We start from the raw sequence: 26,207 nt of genomic DNA, 5'->3' as shown, positions 1-26,207 counted from the left end.
GGCCCCGTGGCAGACGAGAGCGATCTCGACAAGACCGAAGCCGCCACTCCCAGACGCCGCGAGAAGGCGCGCGAGGAGGGGCAGGTCGCGCGTTCGCGCGAACTGGCTTCGTTCGCGCTGCTCGCGGCCGGGTTCTACGGCGCATGGCTGCTCGCGGGTCCGTCGGGTGCGCATCTGCAGGCGATGCTGCGCGGTGCTTTCACGTTCGATCGCGCGACCGCGTTCGACACGAACCGGATGCTGTCGGCGGCCGGCAGCGCGAGCCTCGAAGGCTTTGCCGCGCTGCTGCCGATCCTCGTGCTCAGCGGTCTCGCCGCGTTGCTCGCGCCGATGGCGCTCGGCGGCTGGCTGATCTCGCAAAAGACCTTCGAGCTGAAGTTCGACCGCCTGAACCCGATCTCGGGCCTCGGCCGGATCTTCTCGATCCAGGGGCCGATCCAGCTCGGGATGTCGCTCGTGAAGACGCTCGTCGTCGGCGGAATCGGCGGCGTCGCGATCTGGCGCAGTAAGGACGAACTGCTCGGCCTCGCGATGCAGCCGCTCGGCGTGGCGCTCCCCGATGCGCTGCACCTGGTCGCCGTGTGCTGCGGCACGACGGTCGCCGGGATGCTGGTGGTCGCCGCGCTCGATGTGCCTTACCAAATCTGGCAGTACAACAAGAAGTTGCGCATGACGAAGGAAGAAGTGAAGCGCGAGCATCGCGAGAACGAAGGCGATCCGCACGTGAAGGGGCGGATCCGCCAGCAGCAGCGCGCGATCGCGCGCCGCCGGATGATGGCGGCCGTGCCGAAGGCCGACGTGGTCGTCACGAACCCGACGCACTTCGCCGTCGCGCTGCAATACACGGACGGCGAGATGCGCGCGCCGAAGGTTGTCGCGAAGGGCGTGAACCTCGTCGCCGCGCGCATCCGCGAACTTGCGGCCGAACACAACGTGCCGCTGCTCGAAGCGCCGCCGCTCGCGCGTGCGCTGTATCACAACGTCGAACTCGAGCGCGAAATTCCCGGCTCGCTGTACTCGGCCGTCGCCGAAGTGCTCGCGTGGGTCTACCAGCTCAAGCGCTTCCGCTCGGAAGGCGGCGCGTTCCCCGCGGTGCCGGTCGATCTCGACGTGCCGGCCGACCTCGACAAGGGCACGTCGGTGCCCGCCGACGATGAACGCGAAGAAGCCGAGGACACGCTCGGCAAGCAAGGCAAGCAAGGAGCATCCGCATGAGCACCCCGACCGGCCTGCTCGGGAAACGCCCGAACCCGTTCGCGGGCACCAACCTGCGCGCGCTCGCGGGCCCGGTTCTCATCTGCATGATCCTGGGGATGATGATCCTGCCGCTGCCGCCGCTGCTGCTGGATCTGCTGTTCACGTTCAACATCGCGCTGTCGGTGATGGTGCTGCTCGTCAGCATGTACACGATGAAGCCGCTCGATTTCGCGGCGTTCCCGAGCGTGCTGCTGTTCTCGACGCTGCTGCGCCTGTCGCTGAACGTCGCGTCGACGCGCGTCGTGCTGCTCGAGGGCCACACGGGCCCCGACGCGGCCGGCCAGGTGATCGAGGCGTTCGGCCACTTCCTCGTCGGTGGCAACTTCGCGGTCGGCATCGTCGTGTTCGTGATCCTGATGATCATCAACTTCATGGTGATCACGAAGGGCGCGGGGCGGATCGCCGAAGTGTCCGCGCGCTTCACGCTCGACGCGATGCCCGGCAAGCAGATGGCGATCGACGCCGACCTGAACGCGGGCCTCATCAACGAGGAACAGGCGCGCAAGCGCCGCCTGGCCGTGTCGCAGGAAGCCGAGTTCTACGGGTCGATGGACGGCGCGTCGAAGTTCGTGCGCGGCGACGCGATCGCCGGCCTGATCATCATGGCGATCAACGTGATCGGCGGGCTGATCGTCGGGATGGTCCAGCACGACATGAGCTTCGCGGCGGCCGGCACGAACTACACGCTGCTGACGATTGGCGACGGCCTCGTCGCGCAGATCCCGTCGCTCGTGATCTCGACCGCGGCCGGCGTGATCGTGTCGCGCGTCGCGACCGACGAGGACATCGGCACGCAGATCACCGGCCAGCTGTTCACGAACCCGCGCGTGCTGATGATCACCGGCGTGATCATCGTGCTGATGGGGCTGATTCCCGGGATGCCGCACTTCGCGTTCCTCGGGCTCGGCGGCGGCGCGATCTGGCTGTCCCGCTCGCTGACCAAGCGCGCGGCGGCCCGCAAGGCGGCCGGCGACGTGACCGACATCGCGCCGCCCGCCGTGCTGCCGTCCGACAGCCACGAGGCGACCTGGGACGACGTGCAGCTGATCGACCCGCTCGGCCTCGAGGTCGGCTACCGGCTGATCCCGCTCGTCGACAAGAACAGCGACGGCGAACTGCTCAAGCGCATCAAGAGCATCCGCAAGAAATTCGCGCAGGAAATCGGCTTCCTGCCGCCGGTGATCCATATCCGCGACAACCTCGAACTGCGGCCGAACGCATACCGGATCGCGCTGAAGGGCGTCGAGATCGGCATCGGCGAAGTGTTCCCGGGCCAGTGGCTCGCGATCAACCCCGGCCAGGTGACGGCCGCGCTGCCGGGCGCCGTCACGCAGGATCCCGCGTTCGGGCTGCCGGCCGTGTGGATCGACGTCGCGCTGCGTGAACAGGCGCAGGTGTACGGCTACACGGTGGTCGACGCGAGCACGGTCGTCGCGACGCACCTGAACCATCTCGTCGTCCAGCACGCGGCCGAGCTGCTCGGCCGCCAGGAAGTGCAGGCGCTCGTCGAGCGTACCGGCAAGGACGCGCCGTCGCTCGTCGAGGACCTCGTGCCGAAGACGATCTCGCTGACGACGCTGCAGAAGGTACTGCAGAACCTGCTCGAGGAAGGCGTGCCGATCCGCGACATGCGCACGATCCTCGAGGCCGTGTCCGAACATGCGGGCCGCGGCGACGCGTTCGAGATCACGGCCGCGGTGCGGCTCTCGCTCGGCCGCGCGATCACGCAGCAGTGGTATCCGGGCGCGGGCGAGATGCAGGTGATGGGCCTCGACTCGAATCTCGAACGCGTGCTGTCGCAGGCGCTCGCCACCGGCGCGAACCCGGGCCTCGAACCTGGCCTCGCACACAACCTTCTGACCGGCACGCAGCAAGCGATGCTGCGTCAACAGAATCTCGGGCTGCCGCCCGTGCTGCTCGTGCAGCACGCGCTGCGCGCGATGCTCGCGCGTTTCCTGCGCCGCAGCCTGCCGCAATTGAAAGTGCTGTCGTATGCCGAAGTGCCGGACACACGCACGATCAAAGTCGTTAACGTCATCGGGGGTTCCGCTTGAACATTCGCAAATTCACCGGCGCAACGAGCCGCGACGCACTTCGTCTCGTGCGCGAGGCGCTCGGCGCCGACGCGGTCGTGCTGTCGAACCGCACGCTCGATGACGGCAGCGTCGAAATCGTCGCACTCGCCGATTCGGACCTCGCCGCGGTGACGCCGCCGGTTGCCGCGCGGCCGCGAATCGCCGCGCCGCGACTGCCGGAATCCGTGCCGGCCGCCGCCGTGCAGGGCATCGTGTCGCGCCCGGGCGCCGCGCTCGCGCGCCCGGCCGTCAATCCGTACGCGGCCGGCGACGGCGGGCTGCCCGACGTGTTCTCGTCGGTGTTCGGCGTCAGCGCCGATGCGGAGGACACGGCGGCGCAACCGTCGACGATCGATGCGGACATGCCGGCCGCGGTAGCGCCGTCGATTGCCGCGCCGGCAGCCGGCACACCCGCCGCTGGCGCTGGCGCTTCCGAACCCGCGCCGTGGCTCGTCGAGCACGCGAAACGCCTGACGCAGCAGCGCGACGCACTGATCGCGCGCACCCAGGCCACACCGGCCGCGCCGCAAGCGAGCGCACCGGCCGAGCAGCGCGCCGCGAACGCGACGTCGCCCGACTGGGCGCGCGACATCGTGCGCGACGCCGAACGACGGATCCCGGCCGCCGCCCCCCGCGCGCCGGACCCGAGCGCCGCGCATGCCGCGAAGGCGGCCGAGCGCACGCGCCTGTCGACCGACGCGGCCGCCGTGGTGGCCGATGCGGTGAAGTCGCGCATCGAGCGGATCGTCAACGACACGGTGATGCACGAGCTCGGCGAACTGCGCGGGATGATGGAAGAGCAGTTCGACAACCTGATGTGGCACGACCGCCAGCGTCGCAGCGCCGTGCATGGCGCGCTGACCAAGCACCTGTTCGCGGCCGGTTTTTCCGCGCAGCTCGTGCGGATGCTGGTCGACAACCTGCCGTCCGGCGACGGCGCGCAGACCTTCGAACAAGCGGCCGAATGGGCGCAGTCGGTGCTCGCGGCGAACCTGCCGGTGCTCGACAGCGAGGACGCGCTGATGGAGCGCGGCGGCGTGTTCGCGCTGATGGGGCCGACGGGCGTCGGCAAGACCACCACCACCGCGAAGCTGGCCGCGCGCTGCGTGATGCGTTTCGGCGCGAGCAAGGTCGCGCTGCTGACCACCGACAGCTACCGGATCGGCGGCCACGAACAGCTGCGCATCTTCGGCAAGATCCTCGGCGTGCCCGTGCACGCGGTGAAGGATGCGGGCGATCTCGCGCTTGCGCTGTCCGAGCTGCGCAACAAGCACATCGTGCTGATCGACACGATCGGCATGAGCCAGCGCGACCGCGCGGTGTCCGACCAGATCGCGATGCTGCACGGCGCGAACGCGCCGGTGCAGCGCCTGCTGCTGCTCAACGCGACGAGCCACGGCGACACGCTCAACGAAGTCGTGCAGGCGTACCGCAGCGCGGGCGAACATCCGGATCTCGCCGGCTGCATCCTCACGAAGCTCGACGAGGCGACCCACCTCGGCGGCGTGCTCGACACGGTGATCCGCTACAAGCTGCCGGTCCACTACGTGTCGACCGGCCAGAAGGTGCCGGAGAACCTGTACGTCGCCTCGACCAAATTCCTGCTGAAGAGCGCGTTCTGTGTGCCGCGCGACGGCTCGCCCTTCGTGCCGCAAGACGAGGACATGCCGACGCTGCTTTCCGCACTGACCGCACGTTCCACCGCCGAGCTGCACGAGGTGCGATTTGGATAAACGAATCATCGACCAGGCCGAAGGGCTGCGGCGCCTGCTGGCCGGGCGCGCGTCGCGCATCGTCGCGGTGACGGGCGGGCCGGCGGGTGTCGGCTGCACGTCCACCATCGTGAATCTGGCGGCGGCGCTCGCATCGCTCGGCAAGGATGTGCTCGTCGTCGACGAGCGCGCCGACGTGCATTCGGCCAGCGCGACGCTGGCGGGCGCGTGGCTGCGCGACGGCGAGCGCACGCGGGTGGCCGCCGGGTTCGGCCTGTGCGCGGCCGCACGGCTCGCACGCGCCGGCTACAGCGACGCGCAACTGAGCGACTTCATCGACGGCCCGGCCGACATCGTCCTGGTCGACGCGCAGCTCGGCGCCGACGGCTCGTTCTCGGCGCTCGCACGCGAAGCGCACGACGTGCTGGTCGTCACGCGGGTCGCCGCGCAGGCGATCACCGAGGCGTACGCGTGCATGAAGCGGCTGCATTTCGCGCACGCGTTCGCGCAGTTCCGCGTGCTGACCAATCACGTCGCCAGCCATGCGGACGCGAAGACGGCGTTCGACAACCTCGCGGGCGTCGCGAGCCGCTACCTGACCGTGTCGATCGCCGACGCGGGCTGCGTGGGCGCCGATCCGCTCGTCGAGCACGCCAGCGAACTGATGCATGCGGTGGTCGACGCGTTCCCGTCGTCGCCCGCCGCGCGCGACTACCGGCAGATTGCCGCCGACCTGCTGTACTGGCCGATGCGCCCGCGTTCGGGCGCGGGCCGTGCCGTCCGCGCGGGCGGCAAGCCGTCGTATGAGGCGGGCGCGGCACACGCCGCGTGAGCGCCACCGGAAGGAGGGGGCCATGATGTACAACGCTCAAGGAAAGATGTCCCAGGCCGACGTGCTCGCGCAATATGCGCCGCTCGTGCGTCGCCTCGGGCTGCAGCTCGTCGCGAAGATGCCGGCGAGCGTCGACCTCGACGACCTGATCCAGGCCGGCATGATCGGCCTGATGGACGCGGCCGGCCGCTACAAGGAAGACCAGGGCGCGCAGTTCGAGACCTACGCGACGCAGCGCATCCGCGGCGCGATGCTCGACGAGCTGCGCAGCAACGACTGGCTGCCGCGCAGCCTGCGCAAGACGTCGCGCGAGGTCGAGCACGCGGTGCACCAGGTCGAGCAGCATCTCGGCCGCTCGGCGAGCGAGACCGAGATCGCGCTGCACCTGAACATGCCGCTCGACGAATACCAGGGGATGCTGCAGGACCTGCACGGCAGCCAGCTCATCTATTACGAGGATTTCGACCGCGCGGCCGACGACGAGCCGTTCCTCGACCGCTATCGCGTCGATCACGCCGATCCGCTGTCGGCGCTGCTCGACGAGCACCTGCGCGAGGCGCTCGTCGAGGCGATCGAGCGTCTGCCGGAACGCGAGAAGCTGCTGATGTCGCTGTACTACGAACGGGGTCTGAATCTGCGCGAGATCGGCGCGGTGCTCGAAGTGAGCGAATCGCGCGTGTGCCAGCTGCACAGTCAGGCCGTCGCGCGCCTGCGTGCGCGGCTGCGCGAACAGGCGTGGGTCGGCGCGGAGTCCTGACCCTTTCTCGACGGCCACGCGCGCCGACCCCGCGCGCCGACCCCGCGCGCTTGAGCCGCTTGCGCATTTTGCGCGCCGATTTGCTACAATCCTTCCCGTTTTCCGAGGAGCGTTGCGACGGACCGTTCCAGGTCCGCCAGGCTCGGAAGGCTTCACCAAGCAGCCGTGCGGCGCGCGTTTCGCGACCGTCGCGCCGGCTCCGCTTCCTGAACGGCGCTCACGTCACCAATCTAGAAACTTTTTAGAAAGGAGGGCGTGATGAACGCCATTATCGATTCGCAAGCTTCCAAGGATTACGTCGTCGCCGACATGGCGCTGGCTGGCTGGGGCCGCAAGGAACTGAACATCGCCGAGACCGAAATGCCGGGCCTCGTGCAGATCCGCGACGAATACAAGGCACAGCAGCCGCTGAAGGGCGCGCGCATCGCCGGTTCGCTGCACATGACGATCCAGACCGGTGTGCTGATCGAGACGCTGAAGGCGCTCGGCGCGGACGTCCGCTGGGCATCGTGCAACATCTTCTCGACGCAGGACCACGCAGCGGCCGCGATCGTCGAAGCCGGCACGCCGGTGTTCGCGTTCAAGGGCGAATCGCTCGACGAATACTGGGAGTTCTCGCACCGCATCTTCGAATGGCCGAACGGCGAATTCGCGAACATGATCCTGGACGACGGCGGCGACGCAACGCTGCTGCTGATCCTCGGTTCGAAGGCCGAGAAGGACCGTTCGGTGATTTCGAAGCCGACCAACGAGGAAGAAGTCGCGCTGTACAAGTCGATCGCTGCGCACCTCGACGTCGACGCGACCTGGTACTCGAAGCGCCTCGCGCACATCAAGGGCGTGACCGAAGAAACCACGACCGGCGTGCACCGCCTGTACCAGATGGAAAAGGACGGCCGCCTGCCGTTCCCGGCGTTCAACGTGAACGACTCGGTCACGAAGTCGAAGTTCGACAACCTGTACGGCTGCCGTGAGTCGCTCGTCGACGGCATCAAGCGCGCGACCGACGTGATGATCGCGGGCAAGGTCGCGGTCGTCGCGGGCTACGGCGACGTGGGCAAGGGTTGCGCGCAGTCGCTGCGCGGCCTCGGCGCGACCGTGTGGGTCACCGAAATCGATCCGATCTGCGCGCTGCAGGCGGCGATGGAAGGCTACCGCGTCGTGACGATGGAATACGCGGCCGACAAGGCCGACATCTTCGTGACGGCCACCGGCAACTTCCACGTGATCGGCCACGATCACATGAAGGCCATGCGCCACAACGCGATCGTCTGCAACATCGGTCACTTCGACTCGGAAATCGACGTCGCGTCGACCCGCCAGTACCAGTGGGAAAACATCAAGCCGCAGGTCGACCACATCATCTTCCCGGACGGCAAGCGCGTGATCCTGCTGGCGGAAGGCCGCCTCGTGAACCTCGGCTGCGCGACCGGCCACCCGTCGTTCGTGATGTCGAACTCGTTCGCGAACCAGACGCTCGCGCAGATCGAGCTGTTCGTGCGCGGCGCCGAGTACGAGAACAAGGTGTACGTGCTGCCGAAGCATCTCGATGAAAAGGTCGCGCGCCTGCACCTCGCGCGCATCGGCGCGAACCTGTCCGTGCTGTCGGACGAACAGGCTTCGTACATCGGCGTGCAGAAGGACGGCCCGTTCAAGCCGAACCATTACCGCTACTGATGCGCCGCCGCCGCGCCGTGCCTTCGGGCACGGGCGGCGGCCACTGATCGTACCGCTCGACCATCGAACCGGAGCACTCCATGAGCGTCATCCTCACCTGGGTCATCAATGCGCTCGCGCTGCTGATCATCACGTACCTCGTGCCGTCGATCCATATCAAGAGCTTCGGCACGGCGTTGATCGTCGCGGTCGTGCTCGGCCTGATCAACACGGTGATCCGTCCGGTGCTGATCCTGCTGACGCTGCCCGTCACGATCGTCACGCTCGGGGTCTTCATCCTCGTCGTGAACGCGCTGTGCTTCTGGTTCGCGTCGTCGCTGCTGAAGGGCTTCGAGGTGTCGGGATTCTGGTCCGCGTTCTTCGGTTCGATCCTGTACAGCATCGTGTCCTGGTTGCTGTCCGCGCTGATCTTCGGCCAGCGCGACATCGGCTGACGGGAACAGGCCCTAGCCCATCGAATCATGAAACCGATCGAACTCTCGTTTGAATTCTTCCCGCCGAAGACGGCGGACGGCGTCGAAAAGCTGCGCGCGACCCGTGCGCAGCTGCTGCCGCTGAAGCCGAAATTCGTCTCCGTGACGTTCGGCGCCGGCGGCTCGACGCAGCAGGGCACGCTCGATACCGTGCTCGACATGCAGAAGGACGGCCTCGAGGCCGCGCCGCACCTGTCGTGCATCGGCTCGTCGCGCGACAGCCTGCGCGCGATCCTCGACCAGTACCGCTCGCACGGCATCCGGCATATCGTCGCGCTGCGCGGCGACCTGCCGTCGGGGATGGGCGAGGTCGGCGAGCTGCGCTATGCGTCCGAGCTCGTCAGCTTCATCCGTGCCGAGCATGGCGACTGGTTCCACATCGAGGTCGCCGGTTATCCGGAGTACCACCCGCAATCGCGTTCGCCGAAGGCCGATCTCGAGAATTTCGCGCGCAAGGTGAAAGCCGGCGCGAATTCCGCGATCACGCAGTACTTCTTCAACGCCGACGCGTATTTCCGCTTCGTCGACGATGCGCGCAAGCTGGGCGTGGACGTGCCGATCGTGCCGGGCATCATGCCGATCACGAACTTCTCGCAGCTGATGCGCTTCTCCGAAATGTGCGGCGCCGAAGTGCCGCGCTGGGTCGCGCGCCGGCTCGAGAGCTTCGGCGACGATCGCGACGCGATCCGCGCGTTCGGCGCGGACGTCGTCACCGATCTGTGCCGGCGCCTGATCGACGCGGGCGTGCCGGGGCTGCACTTCTACACGCTGAACGCAGCGGCCGCGACGCGGACGATCTGCGAACGGCTCGACGTGTAAGCGCCGCCGCGCGTTTCGTATGTGCAAAAGCCCCGCCGGTTTCGCCGGCGGGGCTTTTTTTATGCCGATGCCGATGGCGCTCGTATCAGCGCTGCGCCTGCATCAGCGGCGGGCGGCGGTCGAACCACGGCCGCGCCTGTTCGAGCTGCCGCGCGAGCCTGAGCAGCAATTCGTCGTCATTGTGGCGCGCGGCGAACTGCACGCCGATCGGCAGCCCGCGCGCGTTCCAGTAGAGCGGCACCGACATCGCCGGCTGGCCGGTCAGGTTGAACAGCTCGGTGCAGCCGGCCCACGTGAACGCCTTGCTCGACGCCTTCGCGAGCATTTCCTTCAGCAGCGGCTTGACCGGCAGCGCGGCGAGCAGCTTCATCTGCGCTGATTCGAACGGTGTCGGCAGCAATTCGCCGATCTTCACCGGCGGCCCCGCGAGCGACGCGCACAGAATCGCGTCGTAGCGCGACACGAGGCCCGACACCTGCACGGTGAGCTGGCGCTGCCACTCGAGCACGTCCGTCAGGCGCGTGCGCGCGAGGCGCCGGCCGATCACGGCCATCGCCCAGGTCGCGGCTTCGAATTCGCCGCGTCGCGGCGTGCGGCCGGTCAGCGCGCGCGCGCCGAGCACCATCTCCTCGGCGATCGTCGCCCACAGCGTGAGGAAAGTTTCGGCCGCGCGTGCATAGTCGACGCGCAGCGTCGCCGGTTCGACATGGTGGCCGAGCGATTCGAGCAGCGCGGCCGCATCGTCGAGCGCCGCGCGCGTGTCGTCGGCGAGTGCCGGCGCGAGCATCGGATCGACGACGAGGCCGATCCGCAGCGGGCCGGGCGGCGTGTCGAGCGCGCCGAGGAACGTGCCGGGTGCGCCGTGCGGCAGCGTCTGGCCGGTCGTCACGTCGAGCAGCAGCGCGCTGTCGCGCACGCTGCGCGAGACCGCATGCTGGACGACGAGTTCGCCGTTCGACGGCAGGTCGACGAGCACCGGGTTGCGGCTCGGCTTCAGGCCGAACAGCCCGCAGCACGATGCCGGAATGCGGATCGAGCCGCCGCCGTCGGACGCATGCGCGAGCGGCACGATACCGGCCGCGACCGCCGCCGCCGCGCCGCCGCTCGAGCCGCCGGGCGTGTGGTCGAGATTCCACGGGTTGCGGCATGCGCCGAACAGGACAGGTTCCGTGTACGGCATCTGGCCGATCTCCGACGTGTTGGTCTTGCCGAACACGTTGAGGCCGGCCGCGCGGCTTCGCGCGATCACCGGCGAATCGTCGCCGGGCACGAAATAACGGTAGTGCCGGCTGCCCATCGACAGCGGCAGCCCGGCGACCGCCGCGCCGAGATCCTTGACGAGATACGGCACGCCCGCGAACGGCGCGTCGGCGCCGCCATCGGGCGCCGCGGCCGTACGCTGGCGCGCGGCTTCGTAGTCCTGCAGCACGATCGCGTTGATCGCGCCGTTGACCGCTTCGGCCTGACCGATCGCGGCGTCGAGCAGTTCGCGCGGGCTCACCTTGCGTTCGCGCACGAGTGCGGCGAGGCCGATCGCGTCGTGCGCGAGATAGTCCGAGTGCATCGCTGTCACCCCCGTTGTGACGCGTGGCAATGATGGGAGCATAACGCGGGCCCGGCGCGATGGGCCCGCGGCCGGCCGTTCTTACAGGTGCTCGGCGAGGAACGTCAGCGTGCGGCCGTGCGCGAGCGCCGACGCGCGCTGGTTGTACGACGCGCGGTCCGTGCAGTTGAAGCCGTGCTCGGCGCCCGGATACACATGGAACGAAGCGTGGCCGTGGCCGGCGAATGCGGCCTTGACCTGGTCGACGGCCGTGAGCGGGATCCCGTGGTCGTTTTCCGCGTAGTGGAACAGGATCGGCTGCGTGACCTTTCCGGCGAGGTCGAGCGCGTTCTGGATGCCGCCGCCGTAGTAGGCGACTGCCGCGTCGATCTTGCCGGTCGCGGCCGCGCGATACGCGAGCTGGCCGCCGAAGCAGTAGCCGATCGCGGCGATCTTGCCGGCCACTTCGGGGCGCGCGCGCAATGCGTCGGCCGCCGCGCCGATGTCCGCGACCGCGAGACCCACGTCGGTCTTTTTCATCAGCTCGATGCCTTTGTCGCGATCCGCGCCTTCGTAGGTCAGCTCGACGCGCGGCTGGGTGCGCCAGAACACGTCCGGCGCGAGCGCGACGTAACCGTCGGACGCGTACTGGTCGGCGACCGCGCGGATGTGCGAGTTCACGCCGAAGATCTCCTGGATGATGATGACGGCAGGGCCCGTGCCGCGCTTGGGCAGCGCGAGATAACCACCGAAGCTGTCGTTACCGGTCGGGATGTCGATCCATTGTGCAGTCACGTTTTGAACTCCTGGCGAACGGGGTGCGTCGTGCGCGCCCCGGGGTGGAAGAGGGCGGCCTAGTGTGCCACCAATCGTACGGCGGTGCAGGGCGCGCGCCCGCTTCTCGCGCAGCGATCGTTTCGATCTCGATTATTCATTTTTCGGCGGTGCGCCGCTTCGATAGAGTCGATATGTCGGCCTTTACAAAGCGCTTTCGCGCATCGTCATCGAAGGATTCGCCGTGTCTGTCCGCCTGTTTTCCACGCCCTTTTCCGAACGCTTCGGCCTGCGCCTGCCGCTCGTGCAGGCGCCGATGGTCGGCGCGACCACGACCGCGATGGTCGCCGCCGCATCGAACGCCGGCGCGCTCGGCAGCCTCGGCGCCGGCGCGTTCGCGCCCGAGCGCCTCGCGACCGAAGTCGAAGCCATCCGCGCGGCGACCGATCGCCCGTTCGCGGTCAACCTGTTCGTGTTGTCGGACGCCGCGCCCGATGCGGCCACCGTCGCGCGCGCACTGGCGGCGATCGATCCGCTGAACGCGACGCTCGGGCTGCCGCCGGGCGTCGCGCCCGCACGTTACGCGCCCGACTTCCGCGCACAGCTCGATGCGCTCGTGGCGTTGCGCGTGCCGGTCGCGAGCTTCACGTTCGGCGTGCTCGACGCGGCCGACGTCGCGCGCCTGAAGGCTGCCGGCACCTACGTGATCGGCACCGCGACGCACGTCGCCGAAGGGCTCGCGTGGCAGGCGGCCGGCGCCGATGCGCTGTCCGCGCAGGGCGCAGAAGCGGGCGGCCATCGCGGCACCTTCATCGGCTCCGCCGACGATGCGCTGATCGGCACGCTCGCGCTCGTGCCGCAGCTCGTCGACGCGACCGGGCTGCCGGTGCTCGCCGCGGGCGGCATCATGGACGGCCGCGGGATCGCGGCCGCGCTCGCGCTCGGCGCGCAAGGCGCGCAGCTTGGCACGGCGTTCCTCACCTGCACGGAAAGCGCGATCGCGGCGGACTGGAAGGCGCGCCTCCTAGCCAGTACCGACACGTCGACACAGGTCACGCGCGCGATCACCGGCCGCCACGCGCGCGGGCTGCGCAACACGCTGATGGCGCGGCTCGGCGAACACGTGGCCGATGCGGCGCCGTACCCGGTTCAGAACGCGTTGACGCAGCCGCTGCGGCAGGCCGCCGCGCGCGCGAACGACGGCGACTACCTGTCGCTGTGGGCCGGCCAGGGCGCGCCGCTCGCGCGGCGGCGCGGCGATGCGCTGACGACGTCGCAACTCGTCGCTGCGCTGGACGCCGAATGGCGTGCGTCGGCAGCGTGAACGACGGGTTGCGTCGACCGCCCGAACGGTCATATCGGACGACGAAACGCGCGTGCTGTCACGCGTGTTTCATTCAATGATCCCGTGCACAAAATACCGAATCGAAATGACACGGGAATGCTTTAAAACCACCTTTCAGCCGGATCCCGGGAATTAGCGGAAACCCTTATCAGGCGGGGCTTGCGACGATATTCGAGTAGTCATTCCAGTGTGTGCATATCAGTAGTGTTACCACTACCCCAAAAAAGTCCCACAAATTAATTTGATCACCTACACTTGCGCGCAAGTACGAGCGGGTGGCTGCTAAAAGCGGCTGTTTTCACGTGCTTGAGGCCAAGTGCATGAACGATGCAACCGGCGAATCGTCCAGTGATTGCAAACACAAGGATGGCAGCGGGGCACCGGGCGATGGCGTTTATTGGGACCGAAACTGGAGACTTACATGAATATCAAAATGCAGAAGCTGTTGCCGATCACCGCTGCGGCGATGCTGTGCGTTGCAGCTGCAAGCAACGCGGCCGCCGATCAAGTCGTCAAGATCGGCCACGTCGCGCCCTTGACGGGCGGCATTGCACACCTGGGCAAGGACAACGAAAACGGTGCACGTCTCGCAGTCGAGGAGATCAACGCCAAGGGTCTCACGATCGGCGGCCAGAAGATTACGCTGCAACTCGACGCGCAGGATGACGCGGCCGACCCGCGGCAGGCCACGCAGGTTGCGCAGAAGCTCGTCGACGACAAGGTCGTCGCGGTGGTCGGCCACCTGAACTCGGGCACGTCGATCCCGGCCTCGAAGATCTACAGCGATGCGGGCATCGTGCAGATCTCGCCGTCGGCGACCAACCCGGCCTACACGCAGCAGGGCTTCAAGACCACGTACCGCGTGGTGGCGACCGATGCGCAGCAGGGCCCGGCACTCGCGAACTACGCGCACTCGAAGGGCATCAAGAGCGTGGCGGTGGTCGACGATTCGACCGCATATGGCCAGGGTCTCGCGAACGAGTTCGAGAAGAAGGCCAAGGCGCTCGGCCTGAACGTGATGTCGCACGACGCGACCAACGACAAGGCAGTCGACTTCCGCGCGATTCTGACGAAGATCAAGGGCGAAAACCCGGACGCGATCATGTACGGCGGCATGGACGCCACGGGCGGCCCGTTCGCGAAGCAGGCGAAGCAGCTCGGCCTGCGCGCGAAGATCCTCGCGGGCGACGGCGTGTGCACGGAAAAGCTGGCCGACCTGGCCGGCGACGCGACCGATAACATCGTGTGTTCGGAAGCCGGTGCCTCGCTCGAGAAGATGCCGGGCGGCGGCGCGTTCAAGGCGAAGTACGAGAAGCGTTTCGGCCAGCCGATCCAGATCTACGCACCGTTCACGTATGACGCCGTGTACATCATCGTCGATGCGATGAAGCGCTCGAACTCGACGGATCCGGCGAAGATCCTCGGGGCGATGCCGGCGACGAACTACACGGGCGTGATCGGCAACACGACCTTCGATTCGAAGGGCGATCTGAAACACGGCGTGATCTCGCTGTACAACTACAAGAGCGGCAAGAAGTCGCTGCTCGACGAAGTGAAGATGTAACGCAAAAAGCGGTCAACAGTAGGGGTGAAAGCGCGCATGCGGCAACGCATGCGCGCTTTCTTTTTGGCCGGCGTGCGCCGTGCCGTCAGATCTTCAGGTGCGCGAGCACCTTCGGCGCGACGGCCGCGACGAGCGCCGCGCACAGCGCGACGACCGACAGGCCGATGGTCAGGTTCGCGGCTTGCGCGACCGCGCCGATCACGACCGGACCGAACAGCAGTCCGAAATACGCGAGCCCCGCCACATGCGCGAGCCCTTCGGCCGCGTGGATGCCCTTCACGCGCGCGGCGGCCGCGAACAGCACGGGCATCATGTTCGCGAGGCCGAGGCCCATCAGCGTGAAGCCGGTCAGCACCGCGGCCGGATACGGCAGCAGCAGCGCGCCGATCATCCCGGCGCACGCGAGCGACGCGCTCGCGAACACGAGCTGCGGCGCGCCGAAGCGGGCGCGTACGGCGTCGCCCGCGAAGCGCGCGATGGCCATCCCGCCCGAGAACGCCGCGTACGCGGCGCTCGCGAGCGCGGGGCTTGCCGCGACGACGTCGCGCATGTAGACCGTCGCCCAGTCGTACATCGCGCCTTCGGCGATCAGCGCGACGAGCGCGATACCGCCGAGCATCCACAACGCGGGCGAGCGCCAGCGGTTGCCGCCACCGTGCGCGTGTTCGTGATGCGGCACATGCGGCAGCACGGCCGGGCTCGCGACCACGAGCACCGTCGCGCTCGCCGCCGCCGCGAGCGCGAGATGCACGGCCGGCGCCATGCCGGCCGACAGCAGCGCGCCGCCGGCCGCCGCGCCCGACATCCCGCCGATGCTGAACATGCCGTGCAGCGACGACATGATCGGCTTGCCGAGCGCGATCTCGACCGCGCTGGCCTCGGCGTTCATCGCGACGTCGAGCGTCGCCATCGAGAAGCCGAACAGCGCGAGCACGGCGAGCAGCATCCAGTAGTCGGGCACGACGAGGATCAGCGCCGCGCACGCGGACATCACAAGCCCGCCCGCGAGGCACGCGGTGCGCGAGCCGACGCGCGTGATCCAGCGCGCGATGGTCAGCATCGCGGCGATCGAGCCGCCGGCGACCGCGAACAGCGCGATCGACAGTAGTCCGGGGCTCAGCGCGAACTTGTCGCGCACGGTCGGCACGTGCACGCCCCATGACGCGTACATCATGCCGGCGACGAAGAACAGCGCCATCGACGCGGTGCGCGCGCGCTGGCGTGCCGGGAGCGACAGCACGCGATGCGCGTCGGGCGGCGCGGCGAACGGGGACGACGATTCGGGGGAAGCGGATTCGGACACGGGGAGGCTCGTCAAAAAATGCGCGGACGCACGCGGCGTCCGTCGGATTCGTCCGATTCTATCGAACCGCTTACGATCCTGCCGGGCGATGTCCGTTCGGCCGATGGCCGGGGGCGAGCCGCATCGGCCGTTCGACCGATGCGCGACACGCAGCGCCCGCGGGTAACATCGAAGCACACGCGGCGCGCCCGGCCCGCCGTCCTTCGACCGCAGGAGTCCTCTTGAACATCGATCCCGCCTTCGCCCTGCACCTGCTGCACCGCTGCGCGCTCGGCACGCTCGCCACCCATGCGCGCGATCCGCAGGGCTTCCCGTATCCGACCGTCGTCCCGTTTGCACCCGATGCAAGCCATCGGCCCGTGATCCTCGTGAGCGGCCTTGCCGAGCACACGCGCAATCTCGCCGCCGATCCGCGCGCGGGCTTCCTCGTCGTCGACGCACCCGGCGGCGACGTGCTGAATGCCGAGCGCGCGACGCTGCTCGGCCGGTTCGTGCCGCTCGGCGACGATCCGCATGTGAGCGCGCGCTACCGGCGCTACGAGCCGGACGCGGGCCGCTATCTTGCGCTCGGCGATTTCACGTTCTGGGCGCTCGACATCGAGCGGCTGCGCTATATCGGCGGCTTCGGGCTCATGGGCTGGGTCGACGGCACCCTTCTCGACGCGCTGCCGCCGCTCGCTTTCGACGAGGAGCAGGCGCTGTGGAACGCATACGATGCCGGCGATGCGCGCCGCGACGGGCTCGAATTGCTTGGCGTCGATCGCTATGGCGCCGACTGGCGATGCGACGGCCGCCGCGTGCGCACGCCATTCGACGCGCCGTCGGCCGATACCGGCGCGCTGCGCGACCGGCTGATCGCGTGCGCTCGGGATGTGGCGTGACGTCGCGGGTGCCGATTTGTCCGTTTAGCAAAACGTGCCGTCCGATTTTTGCAAAGCTGTCGTCCTATGAAAGCTTTGATTTTTCGAATGCAGGGTAATTGCGTATGTTGATAGACCGAATAGACAATCGCTAATGTCCTAATCTCTGTGGAGAGACGTAAAAATTTGAGAAATGGCCGCGGCCGGTCAAAATGACATGTGCGAAATTCAATTGGCCTCGGGATTTTCATGAATACCGCTTCTATCAAATCTTTTTTGTGCTAATCTCTGCCTTCGAAAATCCGAGGCACATATATTTCATGAATGGTGAGCTGGCTGCAGACCGGCGCCATTGGTCAGATAGAAAGGGAAACTATGTCTTCTTACAAGGACCTGCTGGCCCAGCGGGAGAAGCTGGAGAAGCAAATCGAAGAAGCGAAGTCGCGTGAATACGCTGAAGTGCTGAATGACGTGAAGCAGAAAATTGCCGACTATGGCTTTTCGCTCGCCGATCTCGGTCTCAGCCGCGCGAAGGCAGGTAAGGTCGGCCGTCCGCGCGCAGGCGTGGCCGCGAAATATCGCGATCCGGAAACGGGCGCGACGTGGTCGGGCCGCGGCAAGCCGCCGCGCTGGATTGCAGGCAAGAACCGCGAACAGTTTGCGATTTAAACGTTTGTTTAAGTCGTCTGTTCTTCAAAAGAGCCGCGTGTCCGTTCAGGAGCGCGGCTTTTTTGTTTCCGGGTGTCGGCAGGCGCCCGTGTATTGTCATAAAAATGTAAGAATCGCACGTGAATGGAAATGCGACACGTTCGCATAAGCAGTTGATTTAAATGAGGAAATTGTGGGTATTGGACGGGCTCGCGACGCGCCTTTGATAGAATTGCGCATCGCACACCGATATCTCATATTTCATGTCCACGTTTTCCGGCGACGCTCAGAGCGCAGATAAGCACGCGGTTGCGCGCAAGAGCACACTCGTCAGTATTGTTCTGAATGTCGTGCTTGCGACATTTCAGATCGTCGTCGGCACGATTGCGCATTCGCAGGCATTGATTGCCGACGGTGTGCATTCGATATCCGATTTGATCTCGGATTTTGTCGTGCTGGTTGCGAATCGGCATAGCGGTGCATCGCCCGATGCCGACCACAATTATGGACACAGCCGCTACGAGACGGTCGCGTCGCTGTTTCTCGGCGCGATCCTGATTGCGGTCGGGATCGGCATGCTCTGGCGGGCCGGCGACCGGCTCGTTAATCTCGAAAACATTCCGGCCGTGCATTTTTCCGCGCTGATCGTTGCGCTGACGGTGCTCGTGTCTAAAGAAGCGCTGTTTCGCTACATGCTGCGCGAGGCGCGGCGCGTGCGTTCGGCGATGCTCGTCGCGAACGCATGGCACGCGCGTTCGGATGCCGCGTCGTCGCTCGTCGTCGCGATCGGCATCGTCGGCAGCCTGGCCGGCGTGCGGCTGCTCGACCCGATCGCGGCCGCGATCGTCGGCTTCATGGTCGCGCGCATGGGCTGGACGTTCGGTTATGACGCGTTGCAGGACCTGTCCGACCGCGCGCTCGATACGGCCGACACGGCCGAGATCCGCGCGCTGCTCGCGGCGACGCCCGGTGTGCGCGACGTGCACGACCTGCGCACGCGCAAGATGGGCGATGCCGCGCTCGTCGACGCGCACATCCTCGTCGATCCGAAGATCTCCGTCTCCGAAGGGCATTACATCGCCGAGACCGCGCGTGCGCGCGTGCTGTCCGACCAGCGTGTGCTCGACGCGCTGATCCATGTCGACCCGGAGAACGACGCGGCGCGCCGTCCGGCGCTCGCGCTGCCGCCGCGCGGCGAGATCGCGGCACGGCTCGAGGCCGCGCTCGCGCAGCGCGGGCTGCGCGCGGCGGCGATCAACCTGCATTACCTGAGTACGGGGCTCGAGATCGACGTGACGCTCGCCAGCGATCCGCGCGACACCGATGCGGCGCTGGGCAGCCGGCTCGACGTCGCCGCGCTGGAGCTCGAGTTCGGCGCGCGCCGGATCGGCTTCACGCGCGCGATGCCCGTGCAGGCGTAACAGGGCCGCCGATAACGGTCACCGCGACTGGGAGCCGGCCGCGCCCGCGTGTTACAGCGGCAGTTGCGTATCGAACTTGATTTCGCGCAGCACGACGCTCGTGCGCACCTGCGACACGGCCGGAATCTTGAAGATGCGCTCGTGCAGGAACACGTCGTAGGCCTTGATGTCCGGCGCGACGATCTTGAGGATGTAATCGGCTTCGCCAGTCGTGCTGTAGCACTCGGTGACTTCCGGGCAGGTCGCGATCTCGCGCTCGAACTGCTCGACGCCGCCTTCGTTGTGGCGGGTCAGGTGCACGTGCGCAAGCGCGCAGACGTGCAGGCCGAGCTTCTCGCGATCGAGCAGCGCCGTGTAGCGCTGGATCACGCCCGACTGTTCCATGTCCTTGATGCGCCGCCAGCATGGCGTGCTCGACAGACCGACCTGGTCGGAGATTTCCTGTACGGAACGGCGCGCGTCGAGCTGCAACAGGCGAAGGATTTTTTGCGAAAAGGAATCGAGCGTCACCTGCGCCTCCATGCGGCAGCTACAACATGCTGAATGTTAGAGGGCCGGGAAAGGAAAGGCAATCTGATGCGGCGCTGTTGAGCGAGATTCGCTAATTTGCCCGCGGATCCGTGGGGATTTGTCCCGCCCCCGCGTCTTCCGACCGATCGGTGTCCGACACGGCGAGGCCCGCGAGCGCGGCCTGCTGCCGGCGCAGGTCGGCGAGCATGTTGCAGAACAGCGCGCCTTGCTCGATCGCGTCGTCGAGCGCGACGTGCGTGTGCGGATGGTCGTCGAACCAGTGCTTCGGAAAGCGCGGCTTGATCGCCTTGCGGTACGGCAGGCCCGTGATCGCGAACGCGAGCGTCTTGATGTCGAGCGCCGACCACGAGAACGGGCAGCGTCCCGCGAAGCGCATCATGTACCAGAACATGAACGTGAAATCGAAGCCGGCCGGCATCGCGACGAACACCGGCTTGCCGGGCAGCGCCTCGACCCAGTCGACGTACGCGACCAGCGCCGCCTCGGGCGCCTGCAGGTCGCGCCGGCAGGCGGCCCAAGCTTCGGGCTCGGTCTTCCACCATGCTTCCTGCACCGGATGCGCCTGCGCGCCGGGCAGCGTCTCGAGGTTCGCCGAGAACGTCGCGATCAGCTGCTTGTCCTCGGTGTAGGCGGCCGATGCGAAGCTCAGCATCGAGTGCGGACCGGGAATCGGGCCGTCGGCCTCGACGTCGGTGCTGACGTAGATTTCCGGGATGGCGGTCTGGTTCATCCGAACACCTTGTCGGACACGAACGGGTTCGTGCGGCGCTCGTCGCCGAATGTCGAGACGGGGCCGTGGCCCGGCACGAACGTGACGTCGTCGCCGAGCGGCCACAGCTTCTCCTTGATCGAACGGACGAGATCCGCGTGATTGCCGCGCGGGAAATCGGTACGGCCGATCGAGCCGGCGAACAGCACGTCGCCGACGATCGCGACGCGATGCGCGCGGCTGAAGAACACGACATGGCCGGGCGTGTGGCCCGGGCAGTGATAGACCTCGAGCGTCTCGTCGCCGAACTGCACGGTGTCGCCATCGTTCAGCCAGTGGTCCGGCTCGAAGGTTTCGGCGGCCGGAAAGCCGAAGCGCTCGCTCTGCATCGGCAGTTTCTCGATCCAGAAGCGCTCTTCTTCCTGCGGCCCCTCGATCGGTACGCCGTAGTGCGTCGCGAGCGTCTTCGCGCCCGCGCAGTGATCGATGTGCCCGTGCGTGAGCAGCACCTTCTCGACCTGCACGTTCTGCCGCGCGACTTCCTGTTCGATCCGGTCGAGATCGCCGCCCGGATCGACGACGGCGGCGCGGCCGGTCTTCTCGCAGACGAGCAGCGAGCAGTTCTGCTGGAACGGCGTGACCGGAATGAGCGTGACTTTCATGGAGACACCGGCGGCTAAAAGGAGCGATTGTACCGGTCGCGCGCGCTGCCTGCCGCCCGCGCGGCGCACGGCGCGACACGCGGCCGAGGGGATTCCCGGAGCATCCCGATTGTTACAACCATAGAGAGAATCAATGGTGTGGAGGGGGTGCTTTTCGAGACAGCCTTTTGGTTTATGTATAATGCGCTCCATTGCGCGTGAATTTCACGCAATTCGCTGGTGTTTCGGCCCCGTTAATTGGGGTGCCGGAAACACCGTCAAGCATCAGCCGCCGGGGAGTCCGGCGGTGTATCCAGCACCGAATATTCGGTGCTCACGTCTTGTCCGGCCGGGTGCTGCGCGCCCGCCTGCGGCCCTGCTGCCGCGCCGCCGGATGAGGCCTGTGCCGCCGTTCCTGTGCGTTGGTCGTTTCGACGCGCGCGAACGTGAAGTCATGTTCGATGGCGGCATGTGGGGTCTGGTCAGGCTGTTGGGGACAGGTTGCGCCAGACGTGAAAGCTAATCAGGACGGTTGCGGCATAGAGATGAGCCGCGCCCATGCTAGCCGCCTGCTCGCATTGCGAGCGGGGCGTGCACGCATTTGCCGTCCGGGCCGCGTGTCTGCGTTGTGAAGCAGCGTCGTCAAGCACCGGCCCGAACCAGAAGGCGACACGTCGATGAACGTACGAATTCCGAGCCGATTCGGGACCATTGCATTATTTTTTGCGTTGACGGGCTGTGCGGTGCCACCCAGCCAGACCACCGGAAGCGCGAACCAGAAGAACGCGGTCGACAAGACGGCCGCTGCCGCGAAGGCGGACAACGACAAGCAGCAACTGAATTTCGATTCCGCGCTGGCATCGATGCCGGCTGCCGACAGCAAGGACGCGAAGAAACCGTCGCTGGCGGACGCCGAGCCGATCGATGGCAAGGATGTGTCCGACTTCCGTCAGACGGGTCGCGCCTCCTGGTACGGGCGGGACTTCCACGGCCGCCGCACCGCGAACGGCGAGCGTTTCAACATGAACGCGCTCACCGCCGCGCACCGCACGCTGCCGCTGTCGTCGTATATCAAGGTGACGAACGCGTCGACCGGCAAGTGGGTCGTGGTGAAGGTCAACGATCGCGGGCCGTTCAAGCGCGGCCGTGTGCTCGACCTGTCGTATGCGGCCGCCAAGGTGATCGGCCTCGTGCATGCCGGCACGGGCCGCGTGAAGATCGAAGGGCTGTCGCCGCAGGAAGCGCGCGAGGCGCGCGACGAAATGGTCGCGTCGCTGTCGGCGAAGTAACGCGGCGGATCGTCCGCTTTTGCACAAAGGGCTGCCTTCCGGCAGCCCTTTGTCGTTTCTGCGCGGCGCCGTCGCGCGTCAGCCTTCCTTCAGCGCGAGCGCACGCGCATACAGCGTGTTGCGCGACGCGCCCGTCAGCGCGGCCGCGAGCTTGGCCGCGCTCTTCACCGGCACTTCTTCCAGCAGCAGCCTGAGCAGCGCGTCGTGCGCGGTGTCGTCGGCTTCGCCGCTCGTTGCCGGTGCGCCTTCGACGACCAGCACGAACTCGCCGCGCTGCCGGTTCGCATCGCCGGCGAGCCAGGTCTGTCCTTCGGCCAGGGTGCCCTGGAACAGCTGCTCGTGTAGCTTGGTGAGCTCGCGCGCGATCAGCAGCCGGCGCGCGGGGCCGAACGCGTCGGCGAGTGCGGCGACGGTTTCGGCGATCCGGTGCGGCGCTTCGTAGAACACCAGCGCGTACGGGTGCGACACCAGCGCCTGCAGCGCGGTCGCGCGCTGCTTGGTCTTCGGCGGCAGGAAGCCTGCGAACGTGAACGCGCCGGCCCAGCCGCCGGCCACGCTGAGCGCGGTCACGGCCGCGCTTGCGCCGGGCAGCGGGATCACCGCGAAGCCGGCGTCGCGCACCACGTCGACGAGCCGCGCGCCGGGGTCCGAAATGCCGGGCGTGCCGGCGTCCGATACGTAGGCCACGCGTTCGCCGGCGCGCAGCAGGTCGACCACGCGCTGCGCGGCTTCGCGTTCGTTGTGCTCGTGCACGGCGACGAGCGGTTTCGAGATCCCGTAGCGGGCGAGCAGCTGGCCTGTGTTGCGGGTGTCTTCGGCCGCGATGCGGTCGACGAGGCCGAGCACGTGCAGCGCGCGCAACGTGATGTCGGCGGTATTGCCGATCGGCGTGGCGACCACATAGAGCGCGGCGCTCGGGTAGTGCTGCGTATGCGCGAGTTCGAGGAGGGCAGTCATGGCGGGCAATGCGCGCAATCGCGGCGCAGGCGGAACAAGGACGGCATTGTGCCACGCGGCGCCGGCCCGGCCGGGCGACGGGCGCGGTTTGCCGCGTGCGGGCGACAACTTTTCCGGCGCGGCGGGATCCAAACCGGTCGGCGCGGCGTTCGAGCTGCGCGCGCGCCAGTTTCTTGAGCGCCGCGGCCTCGGGTTCGTCGCGGCGAACGTGACGATGCGCGGCGGCGAGCTCGATCTCGTGATGCGCGAGCCCGACGGCATGCTCGTGTTCGTCGAAGTGCGCGCGCGGCGCAGCGTCCGGCATGGCGGCGCGGCCGCGAGCGTCGGCTGGCGCAAGCGGCGGCGTCTGGTCGCGGCGGCGCTCCAGTTCTGGGCGCGCCACGGCGCCGGGGCCGCGTGCCGTTTCGACGTCGTCGCGTTCGAGGCCGGGCGGCTCGCGTGGCTGCGCGACGCATTTCGTACCGACGATGCGTAGCCGCGAGCTGTGACGAGATGTAAAGAGTTCTTGCCGGACCCCCGGAGAGGGTGTCGGAGTACGGTAAACTCGCCGCACCCATGATGTCGCGTGATGCGAGCCACGCGCCCAGTTCACCAGGAATCGATGTCAGTCGAACGTATTCAGCAACATTTCCGCGACAGCGTCGCGCTTCATGCCGAAGCGGCCGACGCGCTGTCGCTGCCGATCGCAGCCGCGGTCGACGCGATGTTCGCCGCGCTGGCGAACGGCAACAAGATCGTCGCCTGCGGTGACGGCCCGTCGGCCGCCGCCGCGCACTACCTCGCCGTGTCGCTCGTCGGCGGCTTCGAGCGCGAGCGCCCGGGCCTGCCCGCGATCGCGCTGGCCACCGACGCATCGCAAGCCGGCCTCGTGGGCACGGCGGCAGCGGAACAACTGTTCGCGCAGCAAGTGCGCGTGCTCGGCCAGACGGGCGACATCCTGCTGGTGCTCGATCCGGGCGGCGCATCGCCGCGCGTGCTGGCGGCGATCGACGAGGCGCACGAGCGCGAGATGACCGTCGTCGCGCTGACGGGCGGCAACGGCCACGCGGTCGCGGCGGCGCTGTCCGACACCGATATTCCGATCAGCGTGCCCGCCGTTCGCGCGGCACGCATCCACGAAGTCCATCTGCTGACTATCCACTGCCTGTGCGACGGCATCGACGCGATGCTGCTGGGTGAGGATTGAACGAAGGAGAGCCGTCGATGAATCAAAGCCGCGTCAAACAGACGCTCGTCAGAACCACGCTGCTCGTCGCGCTGACGGCGGGCCTCGCCGTGTCGCTGCAGGGTTGCGTGCTCGGAGTCTTGGGTGCAGCGGCCGGTGGCGGCGCGCTGATCGCGACCGATCGTCGTACGCTCGGCGCGCAGACGGAAGATCGCGAGATCCAGGTCAAGGCGCTGTCGCAGATCAACAGCGGGCTGCCGGACCAGTCGCACGTGAACGTGACGGTGTTCAACCGTCGCGTGCTGCTGACGGGCGAAGTGCCGAACGATGCATCGAAACAGCGCGCCGAGGAAATCGTGCGCGCGATCAACAACGTGAACGGCATCATCAACGAACTGTCGGTCGAGCCGGCGTCGTCGCTGTCGTCGCGCGCGAACGACTCGTATCTCGAAGGGCGCGTGAAGTCCGAGCTGATCGCGACGAAGGGCTTGTCGGCGAACAACTACAAGATCGTCAGCGAGCGCGGCAACCTGTATCTGATGGGCCTCGTGACGGTCGACGAGGGCAACCGCGGCGCGGAAGCGACGAGCCAGGTGCCGGGCGTCGAGAAGGTCGTGAAGGTGTTCCAGTACATCAAGCCGCAGGACGCGCAGGCGCTGCAGGCCGCGTCGCCCGTGAGCGGCGCGTCCGGCGCGCAGGCTGCCGCCGCGCCGGCGGATGCCGCGACGGTCGGCGCGGTGCCCGACGCGTCGGTGCAGTCCACGCCGCTGCAGCCGCCCGCGCCGATCTCGAATTCGTCGAACGTGCACCCGGGCAACCCGAAGGCCCCGTCGCAATGAAGATCGCGCAGATGAAGCAGATGAAACAGTGGGTGGCGCAGGGCGCCGCGGCTGCGGCGCTCGTGGCCGGCACGCTGGGCGCCGCGCACGCGGACGTCGGCGATGGCCTGAAGGTGGCGCGCAGCAACGCATGCATGGGCTGCCACGCGGTCGACCGCAAGCTCGTCGGCCCGTCGTTCAAGGATATCGCTGTCCGCTACAAGTCCGATCCGCAGGCCGTGCCGAAGTTGTCGAAGAAGGTGAAGGAAGGCGGCTCCGGCGTTTGGGGTGCGATTCCGATGCCCGCGCATCCGCGCATGAGCGACGCCGACGTCCGTTCGGTGGTCGAATGGGTGCTGGCTGGCGCGCCGTCAAAGTGATGCGTTCGGGGTGACGTAACCCCTATTGCCAAGCGCGGAAATGCGTGTGTATGATGGTCGACTGTTGGGGCGGTAGCTCAGCTGGGAGAGCGTCGCGTTCGCAATGCGAAGGTCGGGAGTTCGATCCTCCTCCGCTCCACCAACGGAATTCGAAGGGCTCGGTCGCAAGACCGGGCCCTTTTTGTTTTCCGCCTTTCCAGCGACCCCTGGCAACGCCGGGGCATGGCTTTCGACGTGGCGCGATGGCTGGCGGCGACTAGGTCAGCAGTTCGTGCACCAGCCGGAACGTCGGCACCGACAACGCGGCGAACCCCACGGTGATGGCCGCCAGAATCGCCGTCCGCTTCCGCAGCAGCGCGAAGACGACGACCGACAGCACGCAGAACGCGCAGGTCAGCAGGATCATCCACCAGAGCGCCGCATAACCCGCGCCGCCTTCGAAGTTCGACACGTTCCGCGTCATCCAGGTCGCGACATAGCCGGCGACGGTCATGCTCGCGGGCAGGCACAGCACCGAATACAGGACGAAGACGATGATCTGCCGCGGAGTCGGGTCGGGAGACGTCATGACAAGCGTTACTTTCCGGGTGGACGGGGTACCGAACCGGTCGCCGCACGGGCAGGTTCAGGCAGCCGGCAGGATGCGGGCGTTTTCGG

Annotated in this window: 26 protein-coding genes, 1 tRNA gene and 1 riboswitch; of the genes, 19 read left to right on the top strand and 8 right to left on the bottom strand. The window is 67.4% G+C overall.

Features of this window, described 5'->3' with window-relative positions; all coding sequences use genetic code 11:
• Positions 1-6 precede the first annotated feature (6 nt).
• The 8 genes from flhB to metF all read left to right on the top strand — a co-directional run bounded on the left by flhB (position 7) and on the right by metF (position 9,602).
• A complete protein-coding gene (gene flhB, locus ACTRWB_RS29110; protein ID WP_446903882.1) occupies positions 7-1,215 on the top strand; it encodes a flagellar biosynthesis protein FlhB in 1,209 nt (402 codons plus the stop codon).
• Complete coding sequence (gene flhA / locus ACTRWB_RS29105; RefSeq protein WP_129513457.1) at positions 1,212-3,311, top strand: flagellar biosynthesis protein FlhA; 2,100 nt, start codon at positions 1,212-1,214, stop codon at positions 3,309-3,311. Before flhB ends, flhA begins: the two co-directional genes overlap by 4 nt.
• Entirely contained in the window at positions 3,308-5,065 is a 1,758-nt protein-coding gene (gene flhF, locus ACTRWB_RS29100; RefSeq protein ID WP_446903881.1) for a flagellar biosynthesis protein FlhF, read from the top strand. The genes flhA and flhF overlap by 4 nt, the downstream gene beginning before the upstream one ends.
• Complete coding sequence (locus ACTRWB_RS29095) at positions 5,058-5,876, top strand: nucleotide-binding protein (protein ID WP_446903880.1); 819 nt, start codon at positions 5,058-5,060, stop codon at positions 5,874-5,876. Before flhF ends, ACTRWB_RS29095 begins: the two co-directional genes overlap by 8 nt.
• 22 nt (positions 5,877-5,898) lie before the next feature.
• A complete protein-coding gene (locus ACTRWB_RS29090; protein WP_034183990.1) occupies positions 5,899-6,633 on the top strand; it encodes an RNA polymerase sigma factor FliA in 735 nt (244 codons plus the stop codon).
• A 98-nt stretch (positions 6,634-6,731) separates the two neighbouring features.
• A riboswitch (S-adenosyl-L-homocysteine riboswitch) is annotated at positions 6,732-6,859 on the top strand.
• Between the two features lie 32 nt (positions 6,860-6,891).
• Complete coding sequence (ahcY, locus tag ACTRWB_RS29085) at positions 6,892-8,310, top strand: adenosylhomocysteinase (protein WP_048248131.1); 1,419 nt, start codon at positions 6,892-6,894, stop codon at positions 8,308-8,310.
• 80 nt (positions 8,311-8,390) lie between these two features.
• Entirely contained in the window at positions 8,391-8,744 is a 354-nt protein-coding gene (locus ACTRWB_RS29080) for a phage holin family protein (RefSeq protein ID WP_011882923.1), read from the top strand.
• A 27-nt stretch (positions 8,745-8,771) separates the two neighbouring features.
• Complete coding sequence (gene metF / locus ACTRWB_RS29075; protein WP_048248132.1) at positions 8,772-9,602, top strand: methylenetetrahydrofolate reductase [NAD(P)H]; 831 nt, start codon at positions 8,772-8,774, stop codon at positions 9,600-9,602.
• Between the two features lie 85 nt (positions 9,603-9,687).
• Here the strand turns inward: metF and ACTRWB_RS29070 are convergent, their stop codons facing one another.
• Positions 9,688-11,166, bottom strand: a complete 1,479-nt coding sequence (locus ACTRWB_RS29070) for an amidase (protein WP_412022637.1) — start codon at positions 11,164-11,166, stop codon at positions 9,688-9,690.
• An 81-nt stretch (positions 11,167-11,247) separates the two neighbouring features.
• Positions 11,248-11,940 (bottom strand): dienelactone hydrolase family protein, encoded by a 693-nt coding sequence (locus ACTRWB_RS29065; RefSeq protein WP_129513462.1) that lies wholly within the window; start codon positions 11,938-11,940, stop codon positions 11,248-11,250.
• A 223-nt stretch (positions 11,941-12,163) separates the two neighbouring features.
• Here ACTRWB_RS29065 and ACTRWB_RS29060 point away from each other — a divergent pair, with 223 nt between their 5' ends.
• Both ACTRWB_RS29060 and ACTRWB_RS29055 read left to right on the top strand, forming a co-directional pair.
• Positions 12,164-13,243, top strand: a complete 1,080-nt coding sequence (locus ACTRWB_RS29060) for an NAD(P)H-dependent flavin oxidoreductase (protein WP_446903879.1) — start codon at positions 12,164-12,166, stop codon at positions 13,241-13,243.
• A gap of 442 nt (positions 13,244-13,685) precedes the next feature.
• Complete coding sequence (locus ACTRWB_RS29055; RefSeq protein WP_446903878.1) at positions 13,686-14,828, top strand: branched-chain amino acid ABC transporter substrate-binding protein; 1,143 nt, start codon at positions 13,686-13,688, stop codon at positions 14,826-14,828.
• Positions 14,829-14,913: 85 nt separating this feature from the next.
• On the opposite strand, the gene ACTRWB_RS29050 is transcribed toward ACTRWB_RS29055, so the two are convergent.
• Positions 14,914-16,131 (bottom strand): MFS transporter, encoded by a 1,218-nt coding sequence (locus ACTRWB_RS29050; RefSeq protein ID WP_129513465.1) that lies wholly within the window; start codon positions 16,129-16,131, stop codon positions 14,914-14,916.
• A 221-nt stretch (positions 16,132-16,352) separates the two neighbouring features.
• Between ACTRWB_RS29050 and ACTRWB_RS29045 the strand changes: the two genes are divergently transcribed.
• The 3 genes from ACTRWB_RS29045 (at position 16,353) to ACTRWB_RS29035 (ending at position 19,060) form a co-directional block, all read left to right on the top strand.
• Entirely contained in the window at positions 16,353-17,012 is a 660-nt protein-coding gene (locus ACTRWB_RS29045; protein ID WP_446903877.1) for a HugZ family pyridoxamine 5'-phosphate oxidase, read from the top strand.
• A gap of 354 nt (positions 17,013-17,366) precedes the next feature.
• The gene (locus ACTRWB_RS29040) at positions 17,367-17,660 is read left to right on the top strand and encodes an H-NS histone family protein (RefSeq protein WP_039324408.1); all 294 of its coding nucleotides are present in this window, start codon (positions 17,367-17,369) and stop codon (positions 17,658-17,660) included.
• Between the two features lie 242 nt (positions 17,661-17,902).
• Positions 17,903-19,060, top strand: a complete 1,158-nt coding sequence (locus tag ACTRWB_RS29035) for a cation diffusion facilitator family transporter (protein ID WP_446903876.1) — start codon at positions 17,903-17,905, stop codon at positions 19,058-19,060.
• A gap of 51 nt (positions 19,061-19,111) precedes the next feature.
• On the opposite strand, the gene ACTRWB_RS29030 is transcribed toward ACTRWB_RS29035, so the two are convergent.
• The 3 genes from ACTRWB_RS29030 to ACTRWB_RS29020 all read right to left on the bottom strand — a co-directional run bounded on the left by ACTRWB_RS29030 (position 19,112) and on the right by ACTRWB_RS29020 (position 20,962).
• A complete protein-coding gene (locus ACTRWB_RS29030; RefSeq protein WP_006477376.1) occupies positions 19,112-19,582 on the bottom strand; it encodes an Lrp/AsnC family transcriptional regulator in 471 nt (156 codons plus the stop codon).
• Between the two features lie 79 nt (positions 19,583-19,661).
• The gene (locus ACTRWB_RS29025) at positions 19,662-20,321 is read right to left on the bottom strand and encodes an exonuclease (protein ID WP_446903875.1); all 660 of its coding nucleotides are present in this window, start codon (positions 20,319-20,321) and stop codon (positions 19,662-19,664) included.
• The gene (locus tag ACTRWB_RS29020) at positions 20,318-20,962 is read right to left on the bottom strand and encodes an MBL fold metallo-hydrolase (protein ID WP_048248141.1); all 645 of its coding nucleotides are present in this window, start codon (positions 20,960-20,962) and stop codon (positions 20,318-20,320) included. Before ACTRWB_RS29020 ends, ACTRWB_RS29025 begins: the two co-directional genes overlap by 4 nt.
• 656 nt (positions 20,963-21,618) lie before the next feature.
• On the opposite strand from ACTRWB_RS29020, the gene ACTRWB_RS29015 reads away from it, so the two are divergent.
• Positions 21,619-22,230 carry a septal ring lytic transglycosylase RlpA family protein gene (locus ACTRWB_RS29015; RefSeq protein ID WP_193097454.1) on the top strand — a complete coding sequence of 204 codons (612 nt, stop codon included), beginning with the start codon at positions 21,619-21,621 and terminating at the stop codon, positions 22,228-22,230.
• A gap of 78 nt (positions 22,231-22,308) precedes the next feature.
• Here the strand turns inward: ACTRWB_RS29015 and rsmI are convergent, their stop codons facing one another.
• Positions 22,309-23,187, bottom strand: a complete 879-nt coding sequence (gene rsmI, locus ACTRWB_RS29010; RefSeq protein WP_446903874.1) for a 16S rRNA (cytidine(1402)-2'-O)-methyltransferase — start codon at positions 23,185-23,187, stop codon at positions 22,309-22,311.
• A 46-nt stretch (positions 23,188-23,233) separates the two neighbouring features.
• Between rsmI and ACTRWB_RS29005 the strand changes: the two genes are divergently transcribed.
• The 5 genes from ACTRWB_RS29005 to ACTRWB_RS28985 all read left to right on the top strand — a co-directional run bounded on the left by ACTRWB_RS29005 (position 23,234) and on the right by ACTRWB_RS28985 (position 25,692).
• On the top strand, positions 23,234-23,662 hold the full coding sequence (locus ACTRWB_RS29005) for a YraN family protein (RefSeq protein ID WP_419687352.1): 429 nt from the start codon (positions 23,234-23,236) through the stop codon (positions 23,660-23,662).
• Between the two features lie 126 nt (positions 23,663-23,788).
• On the top strand, positions 23,789-24,373 hold the full coding sequence (locus ACTRWB_RS29000) for an SIS domain-containing protein (protein ID WP_048248145.1): 585 nt from the start codon (positions 23,789-23,791) through the stop codon (positions 24,371-24,373).
• A gap of 17 nt (positions 24,374-24,390) precedes the next feature.
• Positions 24,391-25,191 carry a BON domain-containing protein gene (locus ACTRWB_RS28995; RefSeq protein ID WP_446903873.1) on the top strand — a complete coding sequence of 267 codons (801 nt, stop codon included), beginning with the start codon at positions 24,391-24,393 and terminating at the stop codon, positions 25,189-25,191.
• An 11-nt stretch (positions 25,192-25,202) separates the two neighbouring features.
• The gene (locus tag ACTRWB_RS28990; RefSeq protein ID WP_446903872.1) at positions 25,203-25,550 is read left to right on the top strand and encodes a c-type cytochrome; all 348 of its coding nucleotides are present in this window, start codon (positions 25,203-25,205) and stop codon (positions 25,548-25,550) included.
• A gap of 66 nt (positions 25,551-25,616) precedes the next feature.
• A tRNA-Ala gene (locus ACTRWB_RS28985) sits at positions 25,617-25,692 on the top strand.
• 114 nt (positions 25,693-25,806) lie between these two features.
• Here ACTRWB_RS28985 and ACTRWB_RS28980 read toward each other — a convergent pair.
• A complete protein-coding gene (locus ACTRWB_RS28980; protein ID WP_446903871.1) occupies positions 25,807-26,118 on the bottom strand; it encodes a hypothetical protein in 312 nt (103 codons plus the stop codon).
• Between the last annotated feature and the right edge of the window lie 89 nt (positions 26,119-26,207).

This window comes from Burkholderia sp. YIM B11467 (assembly GCF_052952715.1).
This window is presented reverse-complemented; position numbering and strand designations above follow the sequence as displayed.